The organism is Paenibacillus sp. FSL R5-0928 (genome assembly GCF_037970385.1).
Classification (GTDB): domain Bacteria; phylum Bacillota; class Bacilli; order Paenibacillales; family Paenibacillaceae; genus Paenibacillus_AQ; species Paenibacillus_AQ odorifer.
On sequence record NZ_CP150225.1, the window covers coordinates 5,898,751 to 5,920,776 of the forward strand.

The 22,026-nt window shown below is 46.5% G+C and carries 22 protein-coding genes; 10 read left to right on the forward strand and 12 right to left on the reverse strand.

From position 1 onward, the window contains the following. Window positions 1-172: 172 nt before the first annotated feature. The 3 genes from MKZ16_RS26640 to MKZ16_RS26650 form a co-directional block, all read right to left on the reverse strand. Window positions 173-1,198: an AraC family transcriptional regulator gene (locus MKZ16_RS26640; RefSeq protein ID WP_076103689.1), complete on the reverse strand. Its 1,026-nt coding sequence runs from the start codon at window positions 1,196-1,198 to the stop codon at window positions 173-175. Window positions 1,199-1,390: 192 nt separating this feature from the next. After that, window positions 1,391-2,152 carry a SagB/ThcOx family dehydrogenase gene (locus MKZ16_RS26645; protein ID WP_036679680.1) on the reverse strand — a complete coding sequence of 254 codons (762 nt, stop codon included), beginning with the start codon at window positions 2,150-2,152 and terminating at the stop codon, window positions 1,391-1,393. A 166-nt stretch (window positions 2,153-2,318) separates the two neighbouring features. Beyond that, the gene (locus MKZ16_RS26650; protein ID WP_019908812.1) at window positions 2,319-2,543 is read right to left on the reverse strand and encodes a LuxR C-terminal-related transcriptional regulator; all 225 of its coding nucleotides are present in this window, start codon (window positions 2,541-2,543) and stop codon (window positions 2,319-2,321) included. A 215-nt stretch (window positions 2,544-2,758) separates the two neighbouring features. On the opposite strand from MKZ16_RS26650, the gene MKZ16_RS26655 reads away from it, so the two are divergent. From MKZ16_RS26655 to nagA, 8 genes are all read left to right on the forward strand, one after another. Continuing rightward, window positions 2,759-2,926 carry a hypothetical protein gene (locus MKZ16_RS26655; protein WP_169744806.1) on the forward strand — a complete coding sequence of 56 codons (168 nt, stop codon included), beginning with the start codon at window positions 2,759-2,761 and terminating at the stop codon, window positions 2,924-2,926. A 795-nt stretch (window positions 2,927-3,721) separates the two neighbouring features. Further along, window positions 3,722-4,609, forward strand: a complete 888-nt coding sequence (gene efeO / locus MKZ16_RS26660; protein WP_036679682.1) for an iron uptake system protein EfeO — start codon at window positions 3,722-3,724, stop codon at window positions 4,607-4,609. A gap of 5 nt (window positions 4,610-4,614) precedes the next feature. Next, window positions 4,615-5,952: an iron uptake transporter deferrochelatase/peroxidase subunit gene (gene efeB / locus MKZ16_RS26665; protein WP_036679684.1), complete on the forward strand. Its 1,338-nt coding sequence runs from the start codon at window positions 4,615-4,617 to the stop codon at window positions 5,950-5,952. A 400-nt stretch (window positions 5,953-6,352) separates the two neighbouring features. After that, the gene (locus MKZ16_RS26670) at window positions 6,353-7,795 is read left to right on the forward strand and encodes an FTR1 family protein (protein ID WP_254924636.1); all 1,443 of its coding nucleotides are present in this window, start codon (window positions 6,353-6,355) and stop codon (window positions 7,793-7,795) included. A gap of 197 nt (window positions 7,796-7,992) precedes the next feature. After that, window positions 7,993-8,973, forward strand: a complete 981-nt coding sequence (locus MKZ16_RS26675) for a LacI family DNA-binding transcriptional regulator (protein WP_076103691.1) — start codon at window positions 7,993-7,995, stop codon at window positions 8,971-8,973. Window positions 8,974-9,201: 228 nt separating this feature from the next. Then, window positions 9,202-10,080, forward strand: a complete 879-nt coding sequence (locus tag MKZ16_RS26680) for a MurR/RpiR family transcriptional regulator (RefSeq protein WP_036679688.1) — start codon at window positions 9,202-9,204, stop codon at window positions 10,078-10,080. Further along, window positions 10,080-10,808, forward strand: coding sequence for a glucosamine-6-phosphate deaminase (nagB, locus tag MKZ16_RS26685; protein ID WP_036679689.1), 729 nt, complete (start codon window positions 10,080-10,082; stop codon window positions 10,806-10,808). Before MKZ16_RS26680 ends, nagB begins: the two co-directional genes overlap by 1 nt. Beyond that, window positions 10,796-11,983 (forward strand): N-acetylglucosamine-6-phosphate deacetylase, encoded by a 1,188-nt coding sequence (gene nagA, locus MKZ16_RS26690; protein WP_036679691.1) that lies wholly within the window; start codon window positions 10,796-10,798, stop codon window positions 11,981-11,983. Before nagB ends, nagA begins: the two co-directional genes overlap by 13 nt. A 78-nt stretch (window positions 11,984-12,061) precedes the next feature. On the opposite strand, the gene MKZ16_RS26695 is transcribed toward nagA, so the two are convergent. Next, window positions 12,062-13,105 carry a YhcN/YlaJ family sporulation lipoprotein gene (locus tag MKZ16_RS26695; RefSeq protein ID WP_076103692.1) on the reverse strand — a complete coding sequence of 348 codons (1,044 nt, stop codon included), beginning with the start codon at window positions 13,103-13,105 and terminating at the stop codon, window positions 12,062-12,064. Window positions 13,106-13,306: 201 nt separating this feature from the next. Here MKZ16_RS26695 and MKZ16_RS26700 point away from each other — a divergent pair, with 201 nt between their 5' ends. Further along, window positions 13,307-14,374: a glycosyltransferase family 4 protein gene (locus MKZ16_RS26700; RefSeq protein ID WP_036679693.1), complete on the forward strand. Its 1,068-nt coding sequence runs from the start codon at window positions 13,307-13,309 to the stop codon at window positions 14,372-14,374. 76 nt (window positions 14,375-14,450) lie between these two features. Here the strand turns inward: MKZ16_RS26700 and MKZ16_RS26705 are convergent, their stop codons facing one another. From MKZ16_RS26705 to wecB, 8 genes are read right to left on the reverse strand one after another with little or no spacing between them, the layout of a single operon-like run. Beyond that, window positions 14,451-15,488, reverse strand: a complete 1,038-nt coding sequence (locus MKZ16_RS26705) for a glycosyltransferase family 4 protein (protein WP_036679694.1) — start codon at window positions 15,486-15,488, stop codon at window positions 14,451-14,453. Then, window positions 15,485-16,207 carry a glycosyltransferase gene (locus MKZ16_RS26710; RefSeq protein WP_036679696.1) on the reverse strand — a complete coding sequence of 241 codons (723 nt, stop codon included), beginning with the start codon at window positions 16,205-16,207 and terminating at the stop codon, window positions 15,485-15,487. The genes MKZ16_RS26705 and MKZ16_RS26710 overlap by 4 nt, the downstream gene beginning before the upstream one ends. 34 nt (window positions 16,208-16,241) lie before the next feature. Then, the gene (locus MKZ16_RS26715; RefSeq protein ID WP_036679697.1) at window positions 16,242-16,817 is read right to left on the reverse strand and encodes a class I SAM-dependent methyltransferase; all 576 of its coding nucleotides are present in this window, start codon (window positions 16,815-16,817) and stop codon (window positions 16,242-16,244) included. 5 nt (window positions 16,818-16,822) lie between these two features. Further along, window positions 16,823-17,539 (reverse strand): glycosyltransferase, encoded by a 717-nt coding sequence (locus MKZ16_RS26720; RefSeq protein WP_036679699.1) that lies wholly within the window; start codon window positions 17,537-17,539, stop codon window positions 16,823-16,825. Next, a complete protein-coding gene (locus MKZ16_RS26725; protein ID WP_036679701.1) occupies window positions 17,536-18,507 on the reverse strand; it encodes an NAD-dependent epimerase/dehydratase family protein in 972 nt (323 codons plus the stop codon). Before MKZ16_RS26725 ends, MKZ16_RS26720 begins: the two co-directional genes overlap by 4 nt. Continuing rightward, on the reverse strand, window positions 18,504-19,343 hold the full coding sequence (locus MKZ16_RS26730; protein WP_076103694.1) for an SDR family oxidoreductase: 840 nt from the start codon (window positions 19,341-19,343) through the stop codon (window positions 18,504-18,506). The genes MKZ16_RS26725 and MKZ16_RS26730 overlap by 4 nt, the downstream gene beginning before the upstream one ends. Beyond that, window positions 19,340-20,326 carry a polysaccharide biosynthesis protein gene (locus tag MKZ16_RS26735; protein ID WP_036679704.1) on the reverse strand — a complete coding sequence of 329 codons (987 nt, stop codon included), beginning with the start codon at window positions 20,324-20,326 and terminating at the stop codon, window positions 19,340-19,342. Before MKZ16_RS26735 ends, MKZ16_RS26730 begins: the two co-directional genes overlap by 4 nt. After that, window positions 20,316-21,410, reverse strand: coding sequence for a UDP-N-acetylglucosamine 2-epimerase (non-hydrolyzing) (gene wecB / locus MKZ16_RS26740; protein ID WP_076103696.1), 1,095 nt, complete (start codon window positions 21,408-21,410; stop codon window positions 20,316-20,318). The genes MKZ16_RS26735 and wecB overlap by 11 nt, the downstream gene beginning before the upstream one ends. Here wecB and MKZ16_RS26745 point away from each other — a divergent pair. Beyond that, the gene (locus tag MKZ16_RS26745) at window positions 21,400-21,996 is read left to right on the forward strand and encodes a hypothetical protein (RefSeq protein WP_076103698.1); all 597 of its coding nucleotides are present in this window, start codon (window positions 21,400-21,402) and stop codon (window positions 21,994-21,996) included. The genes wecB and MKZ16_RS26745 overlap by 11 nt on opposite strands. Window positions 21,997-22,026 lie beyond the last annotated feature (30 nt).

The following is a 22,026-nucleotide window of genomic DNA, read 5'->3' on the forward strand; positions in this document are numbered from 1 at the left end:
GCCGGTTTTGGTTTTACTCACAGCTGTTCCCCCACTCTTGGTAATTACGCACAAAAAAAAGTGCACTGAGAATGATTCTCTGTGCACTAGTGTATAGGAACGTTGTTCACGATTGCTACCGTTTAAGGGATTATAATTAACCAAATCAGGAGCATCTGTGCAGAATACGGACTTACATCTTAATACCGAAGAGACGCTGCCTGCCGCTGATCAGATATTCTCCTGGACGCACACCGAACTTTTTGCGGAAGGCTGCCGAGAAATGACTCACATTACCGTATCCAACCCTGGAGGCTGCTTCACTTACAGTCATACTCCCTTGTTCCAGCAGCTGCTGCGCTCTCTGCATCCGTTGTTCGATAACGTAAGCATGCACGGTATAACCAAACATTTCCTTAAAGCCCTTTTTCAGCTTAAACTCATTGAGGCATATAATGCGAGAAAGGCCTGCAAGCGTTGGCGGGTGCAAATAATCACGCTGCAAAATCTCCTTAGCGAGCCGCAGGCTCTCCATATCCTCTCTGGACAGCTTGACCGAGCACGGAATCCGCTCTGCTTCATATAAAGATTCATTGAGATAGACAGCCATTAGCTCCAGCATTTTGCCCTCCAGATAAAGTTCACGCATGCCATGGCTATAGGAACAATCCGCAATCTGCGACAGAATGAAGCGGATGGATGGTGTGATGTTATTTTTTCCAAAAAACAAACCCGCACCAGCTCCAATGCGAAGCCGTGTATCTTCGGTCAGACCACTGGTCATCCGCTCAAATTGTGCCGGGCTCATATCTATGCTGATGAATCGGTACCCCGCCCCACTCAGGTATGTGCAGTTTTCACTTCTTACCCCGCCATGAAACAGCGCAATTTCTCCCGTATCTATAATAAAATAGTCCGATTTCAGCGAAGTCCCCCACTCAATGCCATGCCCTATGCAGAAAGCCAGCTCCGTACGCGGAGTGCTAAAATTGCCCTTTGCTTCGATATCCCGATTAAACCGGAGATTAAAATCTGTCATCTGGATATACCCATGGCTAAGCAGGCTGCGGCAACTGCCTTCCCCTATTTCGACTGGGGGTTTAATCTCAAAATGAGCCCCATTAAAACGGTAATTATAATCTACCCCTTCACATGTAAGCGTCTTATGGGCATCAATCGTTTCTGCTTCTTTCAGTCCATTGCTTCGCTCCATGCTCATCCCTGCTTCCTCTTACTTTGGGTTAATTATATATGCAATGAGAATGATTATCAATTAAACATTACGATTTCCTCTTCGTTCAAACTGAGCAGTTGGGCAAATAAGCTGGAATATAAACAAAAAACCTTCCCCACCCCGAAGGGTGAAAAAGGCTTACACGCATCACTTCAAAGACATATCTAGCATTCCTAGCTATTCTCGTTTCTTGCCAACTGCACCAAGATAGATAACAAATTCTTCATCGCCGTCTAATTCTAAAATCTCATCTATCAACTTTTGATCATAGATTCCAATTGCGCAAGCACCTGCACCGATGGATTCGCTGGCTAAATAAAGGTTCTGGCAGACATGTCCAACATCGATGAGGATTTTTTTGTGAGCAGAAATATCGTACTTCCATTCGGAGCGGTAGGGTGTGGTACTCCAGGCAAACAATACAGAAGCCTTTTTGGCAAAGTTAGGGACAAAGGGCTGATCCAAAGTAATAGCATCAATCTTTTGTTCAAGTTGATCTAATTCAAACATAAATAAGAGCTTATGTTCCACAGGCAGATATCTGTAGATCCCTTGCCCAATACCCTCTACACGCATAATCATTAAATAGGTTTCAAAGGTGTGCGTCGCCCCGCTGCAGGGTACAGTCCGCAGCGTAAGTCCGTTCTTATTCATACCGCTAATCCCTTGGGTAGCCCATAATAAATAGGATAACTCCTCCAGACTCACAGTATCCTCAGAATAGAACCGTGTACTTCTTCTTTGATCTATACAATCAAAAATATTTTCTTTACTCACAACGTCTTTGCTGACCTTGGGCAAATCAATAATTAGTGCATCTGAATCAAATGGCTTAACAATTGGCGGTTGTGCAATTCCCTTGATCTTATCTGTTTTGATATGTTTGAATTCATGAAAATTGGATTTCAGAAAATTTCTTTGTTGTTCATATCTGGTCATAACAGATCCTCCTGAACTACCTTAATATCTCTAATTTATCATGTCATAAAAATCATACGGTGATCTAACTCACTCTTCAGTTGTTTTGGTGAGTAAACAAAAAACCTCCCTTTGCCCCGAAGGGCAAAAGAAGGCTTAAACGCGTCACTTCCGAAGACATGGCCAGCTATATTTTCAGCTCCCCAAGCTTGATCAGCTCGACAACCGCTTGTGAACGGCCTTTAACGTTTAGTTTTTGCATTACATTGGAAATGTGGTTTCGAACTGTTTTTTCGCTGATAAATAATAAGCCAGCGATATCACGAGTCGTTTTGTCCTGCACGAGAAGCTCAAAAACTTCGCGCTCACGATGAGTCAACAGAAATTTGCTGTGGTGTTCGTTCCCCTTCAATGGTGTCACCCCTCCTTGCCCTGGGTTTGTTTGGTATAACAAGGTAAAGGGATACAGTCAAAACATATTATGTATTGTTGATGTTAATGGTGCTGTAACAATTATAAAATGGGCTTAGTTCATTCAAATGCAAAAGCCTGAAATTTTCATGAATAAGAACATCTTTTTTCAGGGTAAACTACGGTTTGTTGTTCCTTATTAAAGGAGGTGTATGTATGAGCCATTCAAAAAACAATCAACCCACCAAAGCAGAAGTACAAACTACGAAATTAAACAAATTACCACTCGTAGGTAAATTCGAACCTGAATTTTCTGCTGAGGAAGCTGCAGAAGTGTTCGAAAACCAACCCTCTGCCGATCATGAATCCCATAATGAACGATAAAAAGCAGATGACCTTTGATCTTATTCTTAAGCAGATCAAACCTTCAAAGAATGGGACTGTCGCATTAACAGCTTAATTAACTATAAATGAGACGGTTCGCTTCATTTAAACATCGTAAACAATATAGAGCAGCGATTCGCCATTAATGGGAATCGCTGCTTTATGTTGTGGACCGTCGGCTGCCCGCTCCAATAGTGTATTCATCAGCCCCTACTGAGGCTTTCGGACCCAGATGGCGTTATTTGCAAATTTATCGCCTTTTGAGCGAAGTTTCGGACTCCAGTGACGCTATTCCTTAGAAACAGGCCCATATTCGGTACTTTTCAAGTCAATAGTGACTATGCGGTCCGATAGCGACTCAAATATCGAATAATGCTGCATTTAGTGTCATCTGAGTCCTTTAGTTACTGCGTATGCCCAAAGATCAACTTGTCGGTTACTGCTGACTACGCATAAAGGTTCGCTGGGGCCTTTACTGCTGCGTACGCGCAAAGGTTCGCTGGGGCTAGAGCTGAGTTCGTTGTTGCTGAATATGCGAAGAGAATAGTTGGGCCGATTACATAGTACTGTGTACGTTCGCTTGTTCGCTGGGGCGGTTACTATTCTGCTTTTTCAATTGTAATCGGATACATTACCACAAACCATACTCCCAACCCTGGGAGTTTTTTGTCGGGCAATTATTACAATGAGATACATCACATTTTTATATTGACAGTAATTGTATACGGACTTATGATAAGTCCAGCATAATTGATAACGATTATCATTTAGATATAAAAAAGGGGTGTTTTTTTAATGAAATTTACTTATGCGGTGCCTGCAGGTCTGCTTGCAGCCTCCATACTATTTACCGGATGTGCCAATAACAACAATTCTACAAATACTGCTACCAACAGCACTACAGCCACCAACACACCGACGACTGCTGCGGCTACCAACACACCGGAGACTGCCGCCGCTGACTTCACGTCAGCTATAGATCAATATCGCACATACGTCATCCAGCAATGTGATGAATTTGTTAAGCAAACAGAGAGTTTCACCAACGCTGTAAAAGAGGACAAGATTGATGAGGCTAAGGCGCTCTATGCTCCTGCCCGCATGTATTATGAACGGATTGAGCCTATTGCAGAAGCACTTGGCGACTTGGACCCAAATATCGATGCCCGGGAAAATGATGTAGATGCGGCAGAGTGGCGCGGTTTCCACAAGCTTGAGAAAGCACTCTGGCAGGACAATACAACTAAAGATATGACAGAAGTTGCTGACCAATTGTTGAAGGATGCACAGCTGTTACGTGCGAAAGTTGAGACCGTTGAGATCGACGCGAATCTGCTCGTAACTGGTGCTGTTGAGCTTTTAAATGAAGTCTCCTCCTCCAAAGTAACCGGAGAGGAAGAACGTTACTCGCACACAGACCTGTATGATTTCGTCGCAAACGTTGAGGGCGCGCAAAAGATATACGAGCTGTTAAAACCAGAACTAGCTAAAAAGGATGCCGATCTTGAAAAAACCATTGGTGAACGATTCGCTGCCTTGCAAGCTGAGCTTGCCCCTTTCAAATCCGGAGATGGATATGTTTCCTATGAAGAGCTGAAAGAAGATGAAGTACGTAAACTGAGTCAGAATTTGGACGCCTTGGCTGAGCCATTGTCCAACATGGGAACTATTCTAGGAGTGTGACCCTCATGAATAAACATAACAAGTTCACTGGAGTACCAGGTAATCCTGAAAGTCCCCCTCTTAATGATCAATCGAAGAACCAGCCTATATTTGGTAAAAAATTAAGCCGCCGCGATATGCTGCGGCTTACTGGCGCCACTGGCCTTGGTCTTTTGTTAGGGGGCGGAGGTGTCGGTGGAATTATAGCTGCGCGTAATGCTGTAGCTGAGCCAACGAAAGCCGCAGAAGGTGATTCCAGTTCCATTCCTTTTTATGGGAGCCATCAGGCGGGAATTTTGACACCTGCACAAAACTTTATTTATTTTGCTGCCTTTGATTTCACCACAACCAAACTGGCCGATGTGAAAAAACTAATGCAAGCATGGACCACTGCCGCTGCCGCTCTTACTACTGGCGAGCTTATTGGTGACGTAAATGACAATCCCAATCTTCCGCCCTCAGACACCGGGGAAGCGGACGGGCTAAACCCTGCACGGTGTACGCTGACCTTTGGTGTTGGCCCTTCCTTTTTTGATGAAAGATTCGGCTTAGCTTCGAAACGCCCAGCCCTATTGGCCGATCTTCCGGCATTTGCGGGTGACAATCTTGATCCGAAATGGTGTGGCGGGGATATTTGTGTGCAAGCCTGTGCCGATGATCTGCAGGTTGCATTTCATGCGATCCGCAATCTGGCTCGTATTGCCCGGGGGACTGCTGTACTACGCTGGACACAGGAAGGTTTTCAACGCACTGGAGCAGCGGATCCCAAGGGGGCTACGCCACGCAATCTTTTGGGTTTCAAAGACGGCACGGGCAATCCCGATACAACTGATAACGCTGAAATGAACAAAGTGGTCTGGAACAGCAGCAGTGACGGTCCTTCTTGGATGAGCGGCGGCACTTATATGGCGGTACGCCGGGTGCGTCTGCGTATTGAAGTCTGGGATCGGTCTTCGCTAAGTGATCAGGAGGCTACCTTCGGGCGTTATCGTCACACCGGAGCTCCACTCGGAGCTAAGGATGAATTCGATGAGTTGGATCTTTCAGCGGCGGACGCTTTCGGGAAACCTGTCATTCCGGCGAATTCACACTCCGCATTGGCGCATGGTGACGGTACAGTCAAAATGCTGCGCCGCTCCTACTCTTTTTCCAGCGGTTTGGATGTCACCACGGGCCAGCTTGATGCAGGTTTGTTATTCATAAGCTTTCAACGTGATTTAATGAAACAATTCGTTGCCATTCAGCAGCGCCTCTCTAAGACTGATCTCCTGAACGAATATATGACTCACACCGGCAGCGCGGTATTTGCCTGCTTCCCGGGTATCCGCAGTGGCGGCTTTATCGGGGAAACACTACTAAGCTAAATTTATGGCTGTCCATTATTGAAGGGGGATTATCCCGATGTTATCTCTTACGCATCCTAAACGGCAAATGCCAAAGGTTGCCTTGCTGATTCTTTTTGGCTTTTTGTGTATGCTTTTGCTCTCCAGCCCCGCGGGGGCGGAGGGCGATGGCACGGTCGACGAGCTCCTGCCGCCGGTCGGCAGCGCGCTCGTCGAAGCCGGCCAGAGCCGCTGGGACGCGGCCGCCGCCGATGTAGAAGTGTTCGCTGCGCTGTGGCGCACCGCGAACACAGGCACGCCGGACCCGGCACTCGCCGGTCCGGCTGCTGCCGTTGACGCCGCGCTTGCAGACGCGGCGAAAGCCCTTGCGGCGGGCGGCGGCGAGCCCGCCAAAACCGCACTGTCCACGCTCGCGAGAAGCGTGGACGCGTACGTCACCGCCGCCTCCGGCACGGTCGGCGGTGACACTGGAGCCGCCGGACGCGAGACGGCGGCGAAGCTTTTGCCCGCGGCGGAACGCACGCGGGATGCGGCGCGCAGCGCCGACTGGAGCGCGGCAGCGGCAGCGTACCGCGACATCGTCAGCGGATGGAAGCCGGCGGAGCGCAACATCCGGGCGGACGATTCCGCCGTCTACAGCCTGCTGGAGACGCGAATAAGCCTGCTGCGGATTGCGCTGCAGGCTGAACCGCTCCGTGAGGCGTCGGCGAAATCGGAAGCAGAAGCACTATATCAGCTGCTGGCTGATTACAGTGAAGGCAAAACCATTGACGCTGGGGACACTTCCAGTGAACCAGCTTCTATAGAGGGATTAATCAACTACCTGAACAAAGCATCCTCCGCTGCCAAAGACAATAACAGCACAGAGGCCGCTAACATCATGGAGCAATTCATCGTAGCCTGGCCTTCTGCCGAAGGGCAAGTCCAGATCGCCTCACCAACAGTCTACAACAATATCGAAAACGAGAGTGCGGCTGTCACAGGTTACCTGCTCTCAAATCCACCTAAACTGGATCAAGCTTTAACCATCATGGACAATATGCTTAGTGAACTAACGCCTTTGGCTGGTGAGACCACTTATAATGCTTGGGATGCCGCTTTGATTCTGTTGCGCGAAGGACTTGAGGCTATTCTCGTCTTGTCAGCTCTTCTTGCTTACCTGAAACGTGATGGCAACGCCAAAGCGCAAAAATGGATCTGGTCCGGTGCAGCTGTCGGCCTCACCGCAAGTATCGGATTGGCTGTTGTGCTCACTTATACCATTTCTCGGGCAGCTTCCGGGGGAGCGCGGGAGATGATTGAAGGGATTACTGGTCTTGTCGCGGTAGTTATGATGCTCACCATCGGACGCTGGTTGCATAGCAAATCAAACACTGCGAACTGGAACAACTACGTGGGTAGGCAAGTTGATGGCGCGCTGGCCAAAGGAAACCTTTGGTCACTGTCCTCCGTTGCAGCGCTTGCGATTTTACGTGAAGGTGCAGAGACTACTATTTTTTATGTGGGCATGGCTCCATCCATCAAGCTGTCTCAATTACTGCTTGGGATTGGATGTGCTCTGATTATTCTTGGTATTGTAGGTTATGCAATGATTGCCTTGAGTGCAAAATTACCGATTGCCGCCTTCTTCCGTACAGCTACAATTCTTATTTATTACCTAGTATTCCGCTTTCTTGGGGAGAGCATTCACTCGCTTCAGGTCGCTGGCAAACTTCCTGCGCATGTACAAGAGGGCTTGCCTTCAATTAACTGGCTTGGCATGTATCCAACTTGGGAAACCTTGCTTCCACAGTTGCTTGTCCTGCTGTTTATTGTGTGGGAGCTGCTTCGGAACAGATCGCCAAAAGCTTCACGAACAGCTTAGTTTTATTAATACAATAGATCTACCGGTCCGTCACGCCCTTGTGGTTACGCCGGTTTAGTCCGGTAATCTCTTGCATTTACAGTCTAATTTATGAAATGGATTCCATAGCAAGCTTTTTATTTGGGAGGTTATTTGCGGACAATATGATAAAATAAAATGACTATACACAAGCACCAAAGGGAGGCTGTTGTACTCTAATGGCTAATATTAAAGAAATTGCCCGTATGGCTGGTGTTTCCGTGACAACAGTCTCGCGGGTGCTCAATAATCACCCTTATGTAAGTGAAGTCAAACGAACCGCAGTTCTAACTACAATTGAAAAATTAAACTACACGCGTAATATGAACGCTGTGCATCTGATCACTGGGCGGACTCAAGCTATAGCTGTTATTATTCCGTATACCAACTTATTTTATTTCTCAGTCATTATAGCAGGCTTGGCTCAAGAAGCACTGCTGGCTCAATACCGGCTCGTTCTGTGCCAAACCGATTATCGTACTGAAGAAGAAATTAAGGTGCTTGAGATGCTGCGCAATAAAGAAATTGACGGTGTGGTTATGGTCTCTTCAACAATGAGCTCAGAAGCTATTGAAGAATATACAGCTTATGGCCCTATTGTGGTATGTCAGGATAGAGGAGAACGCCAATTTTCTTCTGTATATATTGAGCATTATTCTGCTTTTCGCAGCGGCCTTCAATATTTGAATGATAAAGGTTACCGCCATATTGGCTACTGTGAAGGAAGACCATACGGCAGCAGCAGCTCTATCCGACAAATTGCCTTTAGAGACTTTCTGGCGGCTACAGATCATCCTTACATTGATGAATGGATGATCTATAACTGTGTGACCGAAGAGGACGGTGCCCGCGTACTACACCAACTGCTGCAGATGAAGAATCGTCCTGATGCCCTGATTATTTCAGCAGGCGATCATATAGCGGCTGGTTTAATCATCGAAGCTTGGAAAAAGGGTATCCGCATTCCTGAGGATCTGGCCGTCATCGGATTTGATGATCAGCCTATCGGCCGAACGTTAGGTCTGACCACTGTAGATAATCAGTTAACTGAAATGGGCATATCCGCTTTTCAGATTATCTATGATCAGATCCAGCGAAATGATGGACAACCCGTTCACCGCAAGCTTGAGTACCGTATTATAGAACGCAATACAGTATAGCATCCCTTTTATCTTATATCTCCGTAATTACATCATTTAACGGTCCACTTTGCAGCCTTCTGCGAGTAGGCCGTTTTTTATTTTTGCATATTCCCCTCTAGTATTCATTTTTATCCCTTGCTTCCGAATGGAATTTGTTTTATCCTAAGTATGAAAATAATTTTCTACATTTAGTTAATAATTATAAAAATAATTTCAATACCCCATTGAAACGAGGTGGATGAATGGATGTCCCCAATACTGCACGCACTCGAGCATGAGAAGGCCAAGCTCTCTCAAATGGAACGAAAGCTGGCTGAACGAATTCTCTCCTCACCAGGCGAAATCGTTCATATGGGCATTACAGAATTAGCAGAACAATGCGGAATAAGCCCGGCAACGATCACACGTTTCTGTAAGGTGCTTCATTTTAAAGGCTTCCCCGACTTCAAGGTGAAGCTGGCAGCAGAAATTGCTCATAGTGATGCCGCGCCGCAGGATGGTGGCTCTTCTTATCAAGATATTGTAGCAGGCAACCCACTCTCCGTGATTGTGGAAGCGATGCAGACGAACCATCTGACCTCCATCAGGGACACTACTTCCCTGTTAGATCTGGAGCGACTGCAGGCAGCAGTTAATTTATTGTGCCAAGCACGCCGCGTTGATCTATACGGGATGGCGACCTCTTCCATTGTTGCTCAGGATTTCTATCAGAAGCTGATCCGCATAGGCGTAAATTGCACTGCTTTTGCTGATTCCCATATGCAGATTACCTCTGCTTCATCACTCTCCGAAGGTGATGTCGTGTTCGCAGTATCCTATTCGGGAGAGACTCCCGAGACCATTGATGCCTTGATGTGTGCGAAGGCTAGCGGAGCAAGCACTATCGCACTAACCTCTTATGGCAGCAGCACCTTGGCTACTCTGGCGGATATCCCCCTATTCTCCTCATCTTTAGAGAAAGGTATGCGCCGGGGAGACATGGCCTCACGCATAGCTCAGCTTCACATCATTGATATTTTGTTCACTGGAATGGTCAGCACCCGTTTTGGGGATTTTATTCCTAGACTGGAGCAATCTTATCTCAATGTCCAACAATACCGAAACAAACGAGGAGGACAATCCTAATGAATATTCTAAAGTTCCATAGTGATGAAGATTTCGTACAAACGGGTGCGAATCTTATCGCCAGCCTACTGCAAAGCAATCCTAAAGCCGTGCTCGGTCTTGCGACCGGAAGCTCCCCAGTTGGTGTTTATGCCAAATTGGTTGAAATGCACCAAAAAGGACTTGTGAGTTTCTCTAAAGCAACTTCCTTTAATCTGGATGAGTATATTGGCTTGCCTGTCGACCATCCACAGAGCTATCGCAGTTTCATGAACGAGCAATTATTTAACCATATAGATATTGATCCAGGACAGACACATATCCCTAACGGAAACGCAGCGGATATGGAAGCAGAATGCCTTGCATACGATAAAATGCTGGAAGAAAACGGACCCGTTGACTTGCAGATTCTCGGTATTGGCAGCAACGGCCACATTGGATTCAACGAACCCGATGCTAACCTCAGCAGCAAAACCCATGTCGTTGACCTGCTTGATGATACCCGGGAAGCGAATGCCAGATTCTTCGACAGTTTGGACGAGGTACCTCGGCAAGCGATCACAATGGGCATTGGAGGCATCCTAAAAGCACGCCAAATTCTCTTATTAGTTCGTGGTGCCGGCAAAGCTGAAGCCATCCGCAATGCTGTTGAAGGCCCGATTACAACCCAATGCCCTGCATCCTTGCTGCAGAGCCATCCAAATGTAATCGTTCTCGTAGATGAAGGAGCAGGCAAATGGCTGAAATAAATAAAGAACTAGAACAGTTGCTGTTCGGTAAGGTACTGACTCCCCAAGGTTTAATTGAGCATGGTGTGATTGCCGTATCTGGAGAGCAGATCCACTATGCTGGCGATGCGGCTTGGCTCCCAGAGCGTTACGCTCATTGGCCTGCCAGTGGTCAAGCAACGGATCTTCTGATCCCCGGATTTGTAGATGTACATGTTCATGGTGGAGCTGGCCACGACTTTATGTACAGTGATACTGAATCGCTGAATGCCATCACTAAGTTCCATAGTTCCCAAGGAACAACAACAATGCTGGCTACAACTATGACCGCTTCCAAGTCTGCTATTGACCAAGTATTCTCCGAAGTCAGCGCTTATCGTGCTGCTGAAATGCCTTACACACAAATTGCAGGCATGCATCTGGAAGGACCCTTCATCAGCCCGAAATGGTCCGGCGCACAAAATCCAGAGCATATTGTTCCTGCCAATATTGAGTGGCTAGCACAATGGGAGAACGATTATCCAGGAATGATCCGGCAAGTCACGCTTGCTCCGGAACGTGAAGGTGCCCTCGAAGCTATTCTCTGGCTGCGCAAGCACGGTATAACTGCAGCGCTCGGGCATACGGATGCTTCCTTTGAAGAGGTTATTGCCGCAGCAGATGCTGGACTTAACCAAGCTGTGCATATGTTCAATGCGATGACACCCCTACATCACCGTAAACCTGGAGCGGCTGGAGCTATTTTGTTCGATAAACGCATTCGCGCAGAGATTATAGCCGACGGGATTCATGTTCATCCCGCAGCCATTTCTATATTGACCCGTCTCAAGAAAGAGAACAATTTATTACTGATTACTGACGCCATGTCTGCAACTGGACTTAGTGATGGTGAATATACAATTGGTGATTTACCTGTACTCGTTCAAGATGGCATCGCCACCCTTAAAGATAATCCTGCTGCTCTAGCTGGAAGCACACTAACGATGATTCGCGGCTTCCGTTATCTGATCCAAGAGGTAGGACTCAGCTTGGAAGAAGCCTCCCGTGCTGCAAGCCTTACGCCAGCGGCGTCCATTGGAATGGAGCGTAGCATTGGTTCCTTGGAGGCTGGAAAACGCGGCGATATCCTGCGCCTTGATGCTGAATTTAATATTTGCGGCGTATGGATCGGCGGACGTCCAATCACCACTTCATAAAATTAGCTCCAAACAAAAAAGCAACAATTCTCTCCAGATGGTGAGATTGTTGCTTTTTTATTTAGATCACAATAATCATTAATAATTACGTGTTGGGAAAATTCGTTCAACCATGGTACGGAATTCATCCACAAATCCTTTTATCGGATGACCAGCACGAGCCTCTTCAGCATAAACATTAGCGCGTTCCACGAAGTCAGGATTTGCTGATACGTATACATCCTTAATTCTCGCATCATGTTTTTTAACTTCTGCAGCAATTTTATCTTTAATTGCTTTGGTAACTGTTTCTGTTTCTCTTGTATTTATGGTGTTATTTGTGTTATTTGAGTTATTCGTGCTATTGGTGTTGTACATATGCGTCGAATTACTTCTGTAATTCGTGTCATGGGTACTAGGAGTGGTACTGCGCATGCCCATGCCCATGCCCATTCCAGTTCCCATACCTTTTCCCATCCCCATATCTACATCATGTTTCGAGCCATCGCTGTTCAGCAGAGGACCATTATTATAAGTATGGTTTCTTGTCGTACCTGTTCCCATAGTACCTGTACCTGTACCCAACATACCCGCTCCCAAATTACCCATACCATTGATTCCATTTCTGGTTGCCGGTCCAGTACTTGTTGTACCAGGAACTGTATTTACAGTACCTCTTAAGGCTCCGTTCATACCATTTGTTACGGCTCCAGTATCATTCATTCCATCACGGCCAATTTTCACTCTTCCTGTACCAGACATTACGCCAGTCGGTCCATAATTGTGAGGAGTGGTTGAAGATTTTGCCCGATACGATGGAGTCCCTTTGGCACGCAAGCCAGCAGTTGCATCATTTAAAGTTACTGCTACATACGCGCTTTTACCTGCAAGCATTACATTCGCTGAACGGACTTCAGGCATAGCAGCAATCCGGTCTGCAAGCTCCTGACTAACTTCCATCTTAGTGATGTTATGCGTGCCACCGCGTACGGAATTTACACCAATACGCCCATCATCTACTCCCCGGACACTATTGGTTTGCACATTAGATTTTTCTGCCGTATTGGTTCCACACCCTGTAATACTCACCAAGCCGAGAAGCAATGCAGCTGAGACTGACATACTGATCTTGGATCGCAACATGAATTCATCCTCCATCTCTAATGTTGTATGTGTGCAGTGTACGATCGTTAGGATGACCTTCTGAAGAACAAGCTATCCTGAAAGGATTTGGAACTATGCCACTTTGACCGTCACCCGCGAGTGCAGATCGGCGTATCTTATAAACAGTAAGCCATATCTCAACAAGTCGGTATTGCTCCGCAAAAGTCAGGAGGCTTGTGCATGAAAGTTCTATTTACGTTTTATGTACCGAGTGGCGGGGTGGAGACATTAAATAAGCTGCGATGTGAAAGTCTCCAGCGAAGTGGGATCGAATGCCATGTTTTATATCTAATGCCGGGTTCAGGCCAGAATACGACCAATTTTCCGGTATTTGTCTCATCTTCAGATGAAGAAATTAAAAATTTGCTGGATACCCATAATTACGATGCTATTATTGTTACATCAGATTATTTATTACTGAAACGTCTGCGTGAACTCGGTTACCGCGGTATTATGATATACGAATCTCAAGGCCTTGGAAAACGCAGTCATGCGGAAACTCTGATCAGAGATGCTGTCCCTTATTTACGTTCTTATTGTAATGCGGTACTAATCCCGCCAACCGATCATTTGTTGGAGCTGTTTATTGAAATCTGTCCCTGGCTGCATCGTTATGTAATTCCGAATATTGTTGATGTCCAGTCCTTTCAGCATATCCCTGCTGAACCTCCGGCTAATCCGGTTATCGCTTGGGTAGGCCGGCTAGAGAGCAATAAAAATTGGCGGGAATACTTGAGAATCGCCCATGAAATTCGCCTTTATAAACCAGATCTTCATTTGTGGATGTTCCATGATCCTAATTTAGCAGCAGAGGATCAAAAACAATCCTTTCAGGAGGAGCTACACGCCTTAGGGCTGAATGATCGTCTAAGTACTTTTACCAATATTCCTAATCATGTAATGCCGATTTATTATTCCTCGATAGCCAATTCTGGTGGATTCCTGTTAGCCACCTCCATTACAGAAGGATTTGGATATGCTGTTGCCGAAGCGATTTGCTGCACTTGTCCAGTACTTAGTACAGATTCCGATGGTGTCAGATCCTTTATTGTTCATAATGTCACGGGTAAATTTTACCCGCTTGGCAATATTCCAACTGCCGTCAACGAAGGACTGGAGCTTATGAACAATATTCCTCTGCGAGAGGGTCTCCGTCAGCAAGGAAGAGGATATATGGTCTCACGCTTCGGAACCGAGAAGTATGCGCAGTCTTTTCGTGAAATGATGAATTCATATGCCATCTTCTAACCGAAATCAAGCAAAAAAACCTTCAAGCCACTTCTCAAGTGGTACTGAAGGTTTTTTATATTTTAAGGACATATTACTAAGAGTTCCTCGCTACGATCTCAAACAGTGCATTCTGAAACAATTGTGTGCTTTTTTCCCAAGTGAAATGCTGTGAATCCTGCTCCCCCTTACGAGCCAGCCGCTGGCGTAAATCCGGGTCTTTAATTAAGGTTATGATATCATCCGCGAGCCGATTCTCAAACCGGTAGGACATTAAGCAGTTGTGGCCATGCCTGCCATATTCCATATTCCCACCGGAGTAAACAGTAACGAGTGCTGCTCCACAACGCATAGCCTCGATGCCTGGTAGCGATCCCGTATCATACGTACTTGAGCTTACAAAAATATCACTCTCACTATAATGGTAACAAAGTTCAGTATCATTTGCAGGAGTCCTTATATGATATCTTTCATCCATTAATAAAGTTTGCAGTGTAGTCGACTCAGCAAATTCACCAGGAGGAATAATCAAATAAAGTTCAACTTCTGGATGAAGTCTTCTGACCCGATTTAACTGTTCAAGCAAATAATCTTGTTCACGATGACCTGAGAATCCTCCCTCCGGCTTTCGCATAACCGCGGAAACTACAAGCTTATTTTCAGGTTCACGAATGTTCAGGTTTCTAAAAACAGGATTCACACCAATGGGCACGATTGTCCCCTTAATGCCATGATTCATCTGGACGATTTCTTGCTGCCAGCGGGAAAGTACGAGCAGATTGCTGGTTAAACTATAAGATGCAAAAGAACGGCTATTGTCAGGTAAAAAAGTGGGCTCGTAGCAAAGTGCTAAGCGAATATGAATCCCTTTCCCCTCATTACTTGCCTGCTGCGATACCTCGACTGTGGTATAAAAGTTGGAGACAATCACGTCCCCCACTGGAAAATCGCTGGCCGACAAATCATCATCTGCCGCATAACGCAATTCACAATTTATCTCGTATTCAACGACACCATCGCTGGGCAAGAGGATCGTAATTTCATGACCGATCTCTGACAGACGATTAGCCAGTTCTGCCAGCATCCGTTGTGCTCCGCCCCTAGATAGAGTTAGAACAGGAAATATTAATTTCATTCCCCTCTCTCCTTTAGCAGCAGATGCGATAGAACCCCGTGATGTTTTGCTTGTACCAGTTCTATCTCTCTTTTCTGCGCCTCACTATGAATCACTGAGCCCATCTCTTGATGCACTCGATAATCAAGCTGCGGATGCTCAATATAAGACCAGCTAAAATGCGGTAAAATACGCAGCCATAAATCATAATCTTGAGTATATAACAACATTTCATCGAACGTTCCTACAGCACGAAATATATCCATATGAAGAAGAACTGTACTCCCATTCACCGGACAACCCAACATCATAGTCTCAATAAAATGGGCCCTGCTGCTAAAAAGCATACTTACCGTATCTGAGATCCGTTCTCCCTGCTCATTTATATAATAATAGGCTGTATAGTTAAATAAAGTGCCCGTACTTTTGAGCTTTTCTATTTGGTTTTTGATTTTATCCGGGTGAAATTGATCATCTGCACTGAGCCAGGCAAAATACGTTCCGGTAGCCACTTCTATCCCTTTGTTCAAAGCAGAGGCCGTCCCGCCATTATCCTTTTGTATATAAATGATCCTGTCACGGAAGGGAGTCAACTTCTCCAGCCATAGGGTAGAACCGTCGTCGACTACAATGAGTTCTATATTCGGATAGCTTTGATTCAAGACACTTTGGATGGCGAGATCCACATACGAACAGTTATAAAATGGGATGATCACCGATACTTTAGGTTCTTCACTCATACGCGCTCACCTCCTTCACCCGGAGCTCAACTTTTTATACTGTTTTACAAGCAAGCAAGGCATCTACTGGTGCATGGTCTTCACCGAACGCTTCTCGAAACGATGGGTTTTGGGCATGATGGAAGCCTTTCAGTACCGTTACCTCATACCCCAGTGCAATAAAATCCTCCGGCTCCCATCCGCTCCGGTGCTTTTGATAATGCTCCCCCTGCAAATGATAATGATCCATACCCTCCTGTGGAAAAAAGCCCCGAGGGGTAAATACAACTACTCGGTTATTGGCGATTCTTTCGGCCATCCCGAGCAGTGTCTTCGCTTCATTTTTATTAAAGTGCTCTATTGAATCAATAAAGGTAACCGCTGAAAATGTTTTGGGGAGGAACAATTTATCCATATGACTGGCATCTGCATGTACCGGAATAATATGAGGTGACTTATATTGACGATGCAGCAGGTACGGCCTGTGAATTTCTAATCCAAGCACTACTGCGGCTTCATATCGTTCAAGCAGGGTACCGGTGCCGCTGCCGATATCCAGAATACTCTCGCAGAATTTCAACTGTTCCAGTAAGACTGGCAGAAAGTCATTCACTTCAATTTCCCGGTACATTACCTTCAGCCCCCCATAGAAGAAATCAAGTGCTGCAGCGAATTCTTGTAGCGGGCATTGGTCGCAGCTGCCTCTGCCATAATTACATCAAAATATTTGATCGTTCCCATGCCATCATGAGTCCGGTAAGCTGTAAGTGATTGATTCAACATCACAGGTGGATATCCGTTCAGAATGGCGCGGAACCATAAGTCATAATCATGTGTGTAAGGAAGTGATTCATCAAAAAGCCCTATGGCTCCAAACACCTCTCGTTTAAACATCACCGTACAGCCATTAATAGGATTACCGTGTAAAAAACAACGTAAGTAATCCAGGTGACTAGGAAACAATGGCGCAGCATTCAGCTGAACCAGCTGCGATTGAGCGTTAATATAATTAAAGTTGGTATAGGAGATTAACAAGTGGTTCTGCTCCATGAACAGAACCTGATTGTTGATCTTATCCCGATAAAATAAATCGTCTGAACTAAGCCAGACCACATAGTCCCCTGTTGCATTCAAAATGCCGTGATTCAGTGCGGAGGCGGTTCCCCCGTTGCCTTTGCCCAAATAATGAATTCGGGAGAGATACGGTGTAATTAGATTGCTATGAGCGTGCGAGCCGTCATCGACAATAATGATCTCGTAAGGTTCCCAAGACTGGGAGAGCGCACTTTGCAGGGCGTGTTCAATATAAGGACAATTATAAAAAGGAATCACTACCGAAACCTTCGGTCTCATAACAACCTCCCCTCCCCGTTAACTCGGTAATAATTCAAAATATCCATTAACGATTGGCTAAGCCCAATCTCCGGACGCCAGCCCAGTGAAGACACATCAGCCTCAGGGGTTGATGCTTCTGAATGAACCTTCTTATCGGCTGTGGCTGCGATCTCTGAAATAGCCCGTTCAGCATCTGCAGGTCCCCAGTCCATTGGCACTGGTCCTACAGAATGACTGAGCAGCTGCTCCGCGATCTCCCCGAGTTCCCGCTGCTTCCCCGAATCGATGCGATAGATGGTTCCATTTGTACCTTTACGCAAAATGTAGTCATAAGCTCTAACGGCATCTCTAACATCTAAAAAATCACGCAGCGCATAACGAGAAGAGAGCTTAAATGGAGGTATTTCCTCATCTGGCTGGACTTCACTTCGAACAATGTGCTGTGCTAATAAAGAGCAGAAGCCGGTGGAAGGACCGGGACCAATCAGATTACACGGCTCAGCCAGCAGAACCGGCTGTTTAAATAAGGTGCCCCAAGCGAGGGACACCAGCTCTTCTATTGTTTTGCTAAGGCTATACGGGTGTGGTGGCCCAGCCACCACACCCGGTTTGAACTTAAGTCTGGAGCCTGCCACTAGAATCCGACTGCTCGGCAAGCTTCGCATTGCCTCTAGTAAATATAAGGTGGCCATCACATTGGTCTCCATATAAAGCAAGGGATTAAGCCATGACTCGGGTACGGAGTTCTTCCCAGCCAAATGAAGGACAGCGTCCGGCGCAGTTTGCTTGATCATCTCAGCTACTGCTTTCCGGTCACTTAAATCACAAACATATATCTTTACTCCTTCTGGAAAAAGAGTGGAGGCAGCTGTCGATTGCGGCCGCAATACAGCGATAACCTCAGCCCCTCCTGCCGAAAATAATCGAACCGCATGTTGCCCGGTGAATCCACCGGCTCCGGTAATCAGAAGTCTTTGCCCTGTCATAAATACATCTCTGACTGTTTCATCCAGTCAGCCAGTTCCTGCAGCATTAAAGGATATGAAGGCAGCGGCAAGAGGACATCCGCTCTTGTATTCACTAGTGTACGATCCTGAATATGTTCATCCTCAGGGATGATCTCCACATTTTCTTTATGAAAAGCCGCCTGAATATGCTGAAGCAGCTCATATTTACTTACTGGCTCTGGATGCGCTAAATGGATCAGCCCCGATACGGAGGAATCCAGCATTACATCCACTGCTTTGGCTAATTGGAGCGTTGTGACCCCGTTCCACATCACCCGCCGGTATCCTGAAACTTTACCACTCTGCGCCAGGAACCAATCCATCAGACCAATACCGCCTGAGCGGATTTCGGGGCCAATAATGGAAGTGCGAATCGTAAGATGCCCGGGTTTTTGCACCTCACCGAGGCTTTTCGAAATTGCATATACAGAGGTTCCATCAGGAGCATCCTCTTCGGTGTACCCTCCGCGTGTTCCTTCGAACACGCAGTCGGTACTGATATGGATGAGCCTTGCCTGAACATCCTCCGCCTTTCGCCACAAGTGATGAGGGAGAAAGCCATTCACGTGGTAAGCCCCAATTTTGTCACGCTCCGCGAATTGATTGAGAACCCCCATTGCATTGATAATGCAATGAGGGGAAACGATATCGACCAGCTTCTCAACTCCGGCTATATCGTTCGCATCTACATACAGCCCGCCAAGATCGCTCTTATCCCGGGTTGTATGGAAGACGTGATGCTTGCCCTGGCGGCGAAAATAATCCGCCAGCATATGCCCCGCCATACCGTTTCCACCTAGGATAAGCAGCTTCATTGCAGGAACCCTCCCCGGATCAAGATGCTTTTGATCTCTTCCCGATCCATCAGATTCGTCTCTGAACTGAAGCTATTGAAAGAGACATGAGGATAAGCGCTATAATGTGCCTTTAATTCCGGCATGTTCAGCGTAGGGAGAATTACTAGATACTGTTCATCGTAGACAACGGTAGTTAAGCTTTCGAAATCGCTCATCAGAATCTCGTGGATTTTCTCCCCCGGACGAATCCCGGTCTCGACAATACTCACATTGGACTCTCCGGAAGCTTCAATCAGCACCTCAGCAAGATCGATAATTCGGCAGGTAGGCATAGTCATGACGAAGATTTCTCCACCCAAGCTAACCTCAGAAGCTTTAAATAATAATGTAATAGCATCGCGTAGGGTAAAAAAGAAGCGGGTCATTTTCATATCCGTAATGCGTACCTGACCCTTATCCTTAATCTGCTTCATGAACAAATGCACGACGCTGCCGTTCGTTCCGAGCACATTACCTCCGCGTACAGTAACGAACCGGGTGTTTGAGCCAATCAGATTGGCATAAACGAACAATTTTTCCCCGATCGCTTTGGTCATTCCATAGAAGTTGGATGGGTTCGCAGCCTTATCGGTAGAGATGTAAATTGCTTTTTCAACGCCATTTACAATGGCAGCTTCGATCACATTTTGAGTTCCCACTACATTGGTTTTGAGTGCTTCATAAGGCTGATCTTCACAGACTGGAACATGTTTGAGCGCCGCCAGATGAAAGATGTAATCAACGCCACGGCAGGCTGCAATCAGCGCATCCTTGTCACGGATATCGCCAATGATAAAGCTGAGACGTTGATCTTCAAACTCCCGGCTCATCGCCACTTGAGCGGATTCACTGCGGGAGAATACGATGATTTCCTTAGGATTTTGTGGCAGAAGTTGCCTAATCAGTTCATGCCCCCAGGAACCAGTTCCGCCTGTGACCACAATCCTTTTATTATTGAACATGCAGGTTCCCTCCAAGCAAGAATTTAACTACCTTGACCGAAACATCCGGAGTCATGTATCCTTCCGGTGCCTCCCAATCCCGATTGAGCGCCGTCATCAGCTTGACGCTGCGCAGAATACTTTTCTGATCTACACCTGAGACTACATTGCTGCCACAATCCACTGTTTCTGGACGTTCCGTCGTTCTGCGAATCGTAACTGTTGGCACTTTCATCAAGCAGCATTCCTCCTGTACAGTCCCGCTGTCGGTGATGGCACATAAGGCGTGCTGTTCCAAATAGACAAAATCAAAAAATCCGAAAGGTTCATGAAATTCAACTAGAGGGTTCATTGGAAGGGAAAATTGCTCGGTAAGTTTGGAGCGAGTGCGAGGATGAATGCTGCATATTAAACGAATTCCAAAATGCTCAGCCACTGCGTTAAGACCCGACATAATTTGTACAAGGGACTCTGGATCGTCTACATTCTCAGCACGGTGGGCCGTGACTAGAAAATACTGTCCTGAGGTAAGCTTCAGCTGCTCCAGAATGTCGCTAGTCTGGATTTTGTGCTCAAAATGGGTCATGACCTCATGGATCGGATTTCCTGTTAACACGATACGCCTGCTGGGGAAACCTTCGCTGATTAGATGTCTTTTGCTCTGCTGCGTATAAGGCATATTAATGGTCGAAACGGCGTCGATGACACGGCGGTTTTTCTCTTCTGGTACTTGGAGGTCATAGCAACGGTTGCCCGCTTCCATATGCACCACCGGAATTCCCATACGTTCAGCCAAAATCGCGCATAACGCGCTGTTCGTATCGCCCAGAAGCAAGACACGATCTGGCTGTTCTTTTAGTAAAATGCTTTCTAACCCTCCGAACATGGCGGCAAGCTGACCGCCTAGTCCTGCTTGTTTATCCTGCAGCACATAATCCGGTGCCCGCAGTCCCAGCTCAGCAAAGAAAATGCCGCTGAGACTGGCGGTGAAGTTCTGGCCTGTATGCACCAGGATGTGCCGCTCAGCATGTTCGTCGAGAAGCGGAATGATTACACTGAGGCGAATGATTTCAGGTCTCGTGCCTAAAATCGTCATGATCTTCATGAGTTCACTCCCCTGCCTGTTTAATTATAGTCTGACTTGGCTCAGTCAGCGGACTGTGCTCTGTGGTTGCTGGATTGAGCTCATTTTGCGGGATTTTACCGTTCATTTGGCTCAGATTGCTGGATTGAGCTCATTTAGCGGGAAATCTACCGTTCATTTAGCTCAAGTTGCTGGATTGAGCTCTATAAGCGGGATTTTTACCGTTCATTTGGCTCAGGTTGCTGGATTGAACTCATTTAGCGGGAATTATACCGTTCATTTGGCTCAGGTTGCTGGATTGAGCTCATTTTGCGGGATTTATACCGCTCATTGCGTTCAGATTGCTGGATTGAGCTCTTTTTGCGGGAAATGTACCGTTCATTTAGCTCAAGTTGCTGGATTGAGCTCTTTTTGCGGGATTTATACCGTTCATTTGGCTCAGGTTGCTGGATTGAGCTCATTTTGCGGGATTTATACCGCTCATTGCGTTCAGGTTGCTGGATTGTGCTCATTTTGCGGGATTTTTACCGTACATTTGGCTCAGGTTGCTGGATTGAGCTCTTTTTCGGGACTTATACCGTTCATTGCGCTCAAGTTGCTGGATTGAGCTCATTTTGCGGGATTTTTACCGCTCATT

Bases quoted from the DNA above. Each gene is read 5' to 3' on its own strand.
- MKZ16_RS26700 (WP_036679693.1), top strand. From the start codon at position 13,307: ATGAAAGTTCTATTTACGTTTTATGTACCGAGTGGCGGGGTGGAGACA.
- MKZ16_RS26645 (WP_036679680.1), bottom strand. From the start codon at position 2,152: ATGACCAGATATGAACAACAAAGAAATTTTCTGAAATCCAATTTTCAT.
- MKZ16_RS26695 (WP_076103692.1), bottom strand. From the start codon at position 13,105: ATGTTGCGATCCAAGATCAGTATGTCAGTCTCAGCTGCATTGCTTCTC.
- MKZ16_RS26720 (WP_036679699.1), bottom strand. From the start codon at position 17,539: ATGAGACCGAAGGTTTCGGTAGTGATTCCTTTTTATAATTGTCCTTAT.
- MKZ16_RS26710 (WP_036679696.1), bottom strand. From the start codon at position 16,207: ATGAGTGAAGAACCTAAAGTATCGGTGATCATCCCATTTTATAACTGT.
- MKZ16_RS26640 (WP_076103689.1), bottom strand. From the start codon at position 1,198: ATGAGCATGGAGCGAAGCAATGGACTGAAAGAAGCAGAAACGATTGAT.
- MKZ16_RS26725 (WP_036679701.1), bottom strand. From the start codon at position 18,507: ATGACAGGGCAAAGACTTCTGATTACCGGAGCCGGTGGATTCACCGGG.
- efeO (WP_036679682.1), top strand. From the start codon at position 3,722: ATGAAATTTACTTATGCGGTGCCTGCAGGTCTGCTTGCAGCCTCCATA.
- MKZ16_RS26680 (WP_036679688.1), top strand. From the start codon at position 9,202: ATGTCCCCAATACTGCACGCACTCGAGCATGAGAAGGCCAAGCTCTCT.
- efeB (WP_036679684.1), top strand. From the start codon at position 4,615: ATGAATAAACATAACAAGTTCACTGGAGTACCAGGTAATCCTGAAAGT.
- MKZ16_RS26730 (WP_076103694.1), bottom strand. From the start codon at position 19,343: ATGAAGCTGCTTATCCTAGGTGGAAACGGTATGGCGGGGCATATGCTG.
- MKZ16_RS26735 (WP_036679704.1), bottom strand. From the start codon at position 20,326: ATGTTCAATAATAAAAGGATTGTGGTCACAGGCGGAACTGGTTCCTGG.
- nagB (WP_036679689.1), top strand. From the start codon at position 10,080: ATGAATATTCTAAAGTTCCATAGTGATGAAGATTTCGTACAAACGGGT.
- MKZ16_RS26705 (WP_036679694.1), bottom strand. From the start codon at position 15,488: ATGAAATTAATATTTCCTGTTCTAACTCTATCTAGGGGCGGAGCACAA.
- MKZ16_RS26655 (WP_169744806.1), top strand. From the start codon at position 2,759: ATGAGCCATTCAAAAAACAATCAACCCACCAAAGCAGAAGTACAAACT.
- MKZ16_RS26715 (WP_036679697.1), bottom strand. From the start codon at position 16,817: ATGTACCGGGAAATTGAAGTGAATGACTTTCTGCCAGTCTTACTGGAA.
- nagA (WP_036679691.1), top strand. From the start codon at position 10,796: ATGGCTGAAATAAATAAAGAACTAGAACAGTTGCTGTTCGGTAAGGTA.
- MKZ16_RS26675 (WP_076103691.1), top strand. From the start codon at position 7,993: ATGGCTAATATTAAAGAAATTGCCCGTATGGCTGGTGTTTCCGTGACA.
- wecB (WP_076103696.1), bottom strand. From the start codon at position 21,410: ATGAAGATCATGACGATTTTAGGCACGAGACCTGAAATCATTCGCCTC.
- MKZ16_RS26745 (WP_076103698.1), top strand. From the start codon at position 21,400: ATGATCTTCATGAGTTCACTCCCCTGCCTGTTTAATTATAGTCTGACT.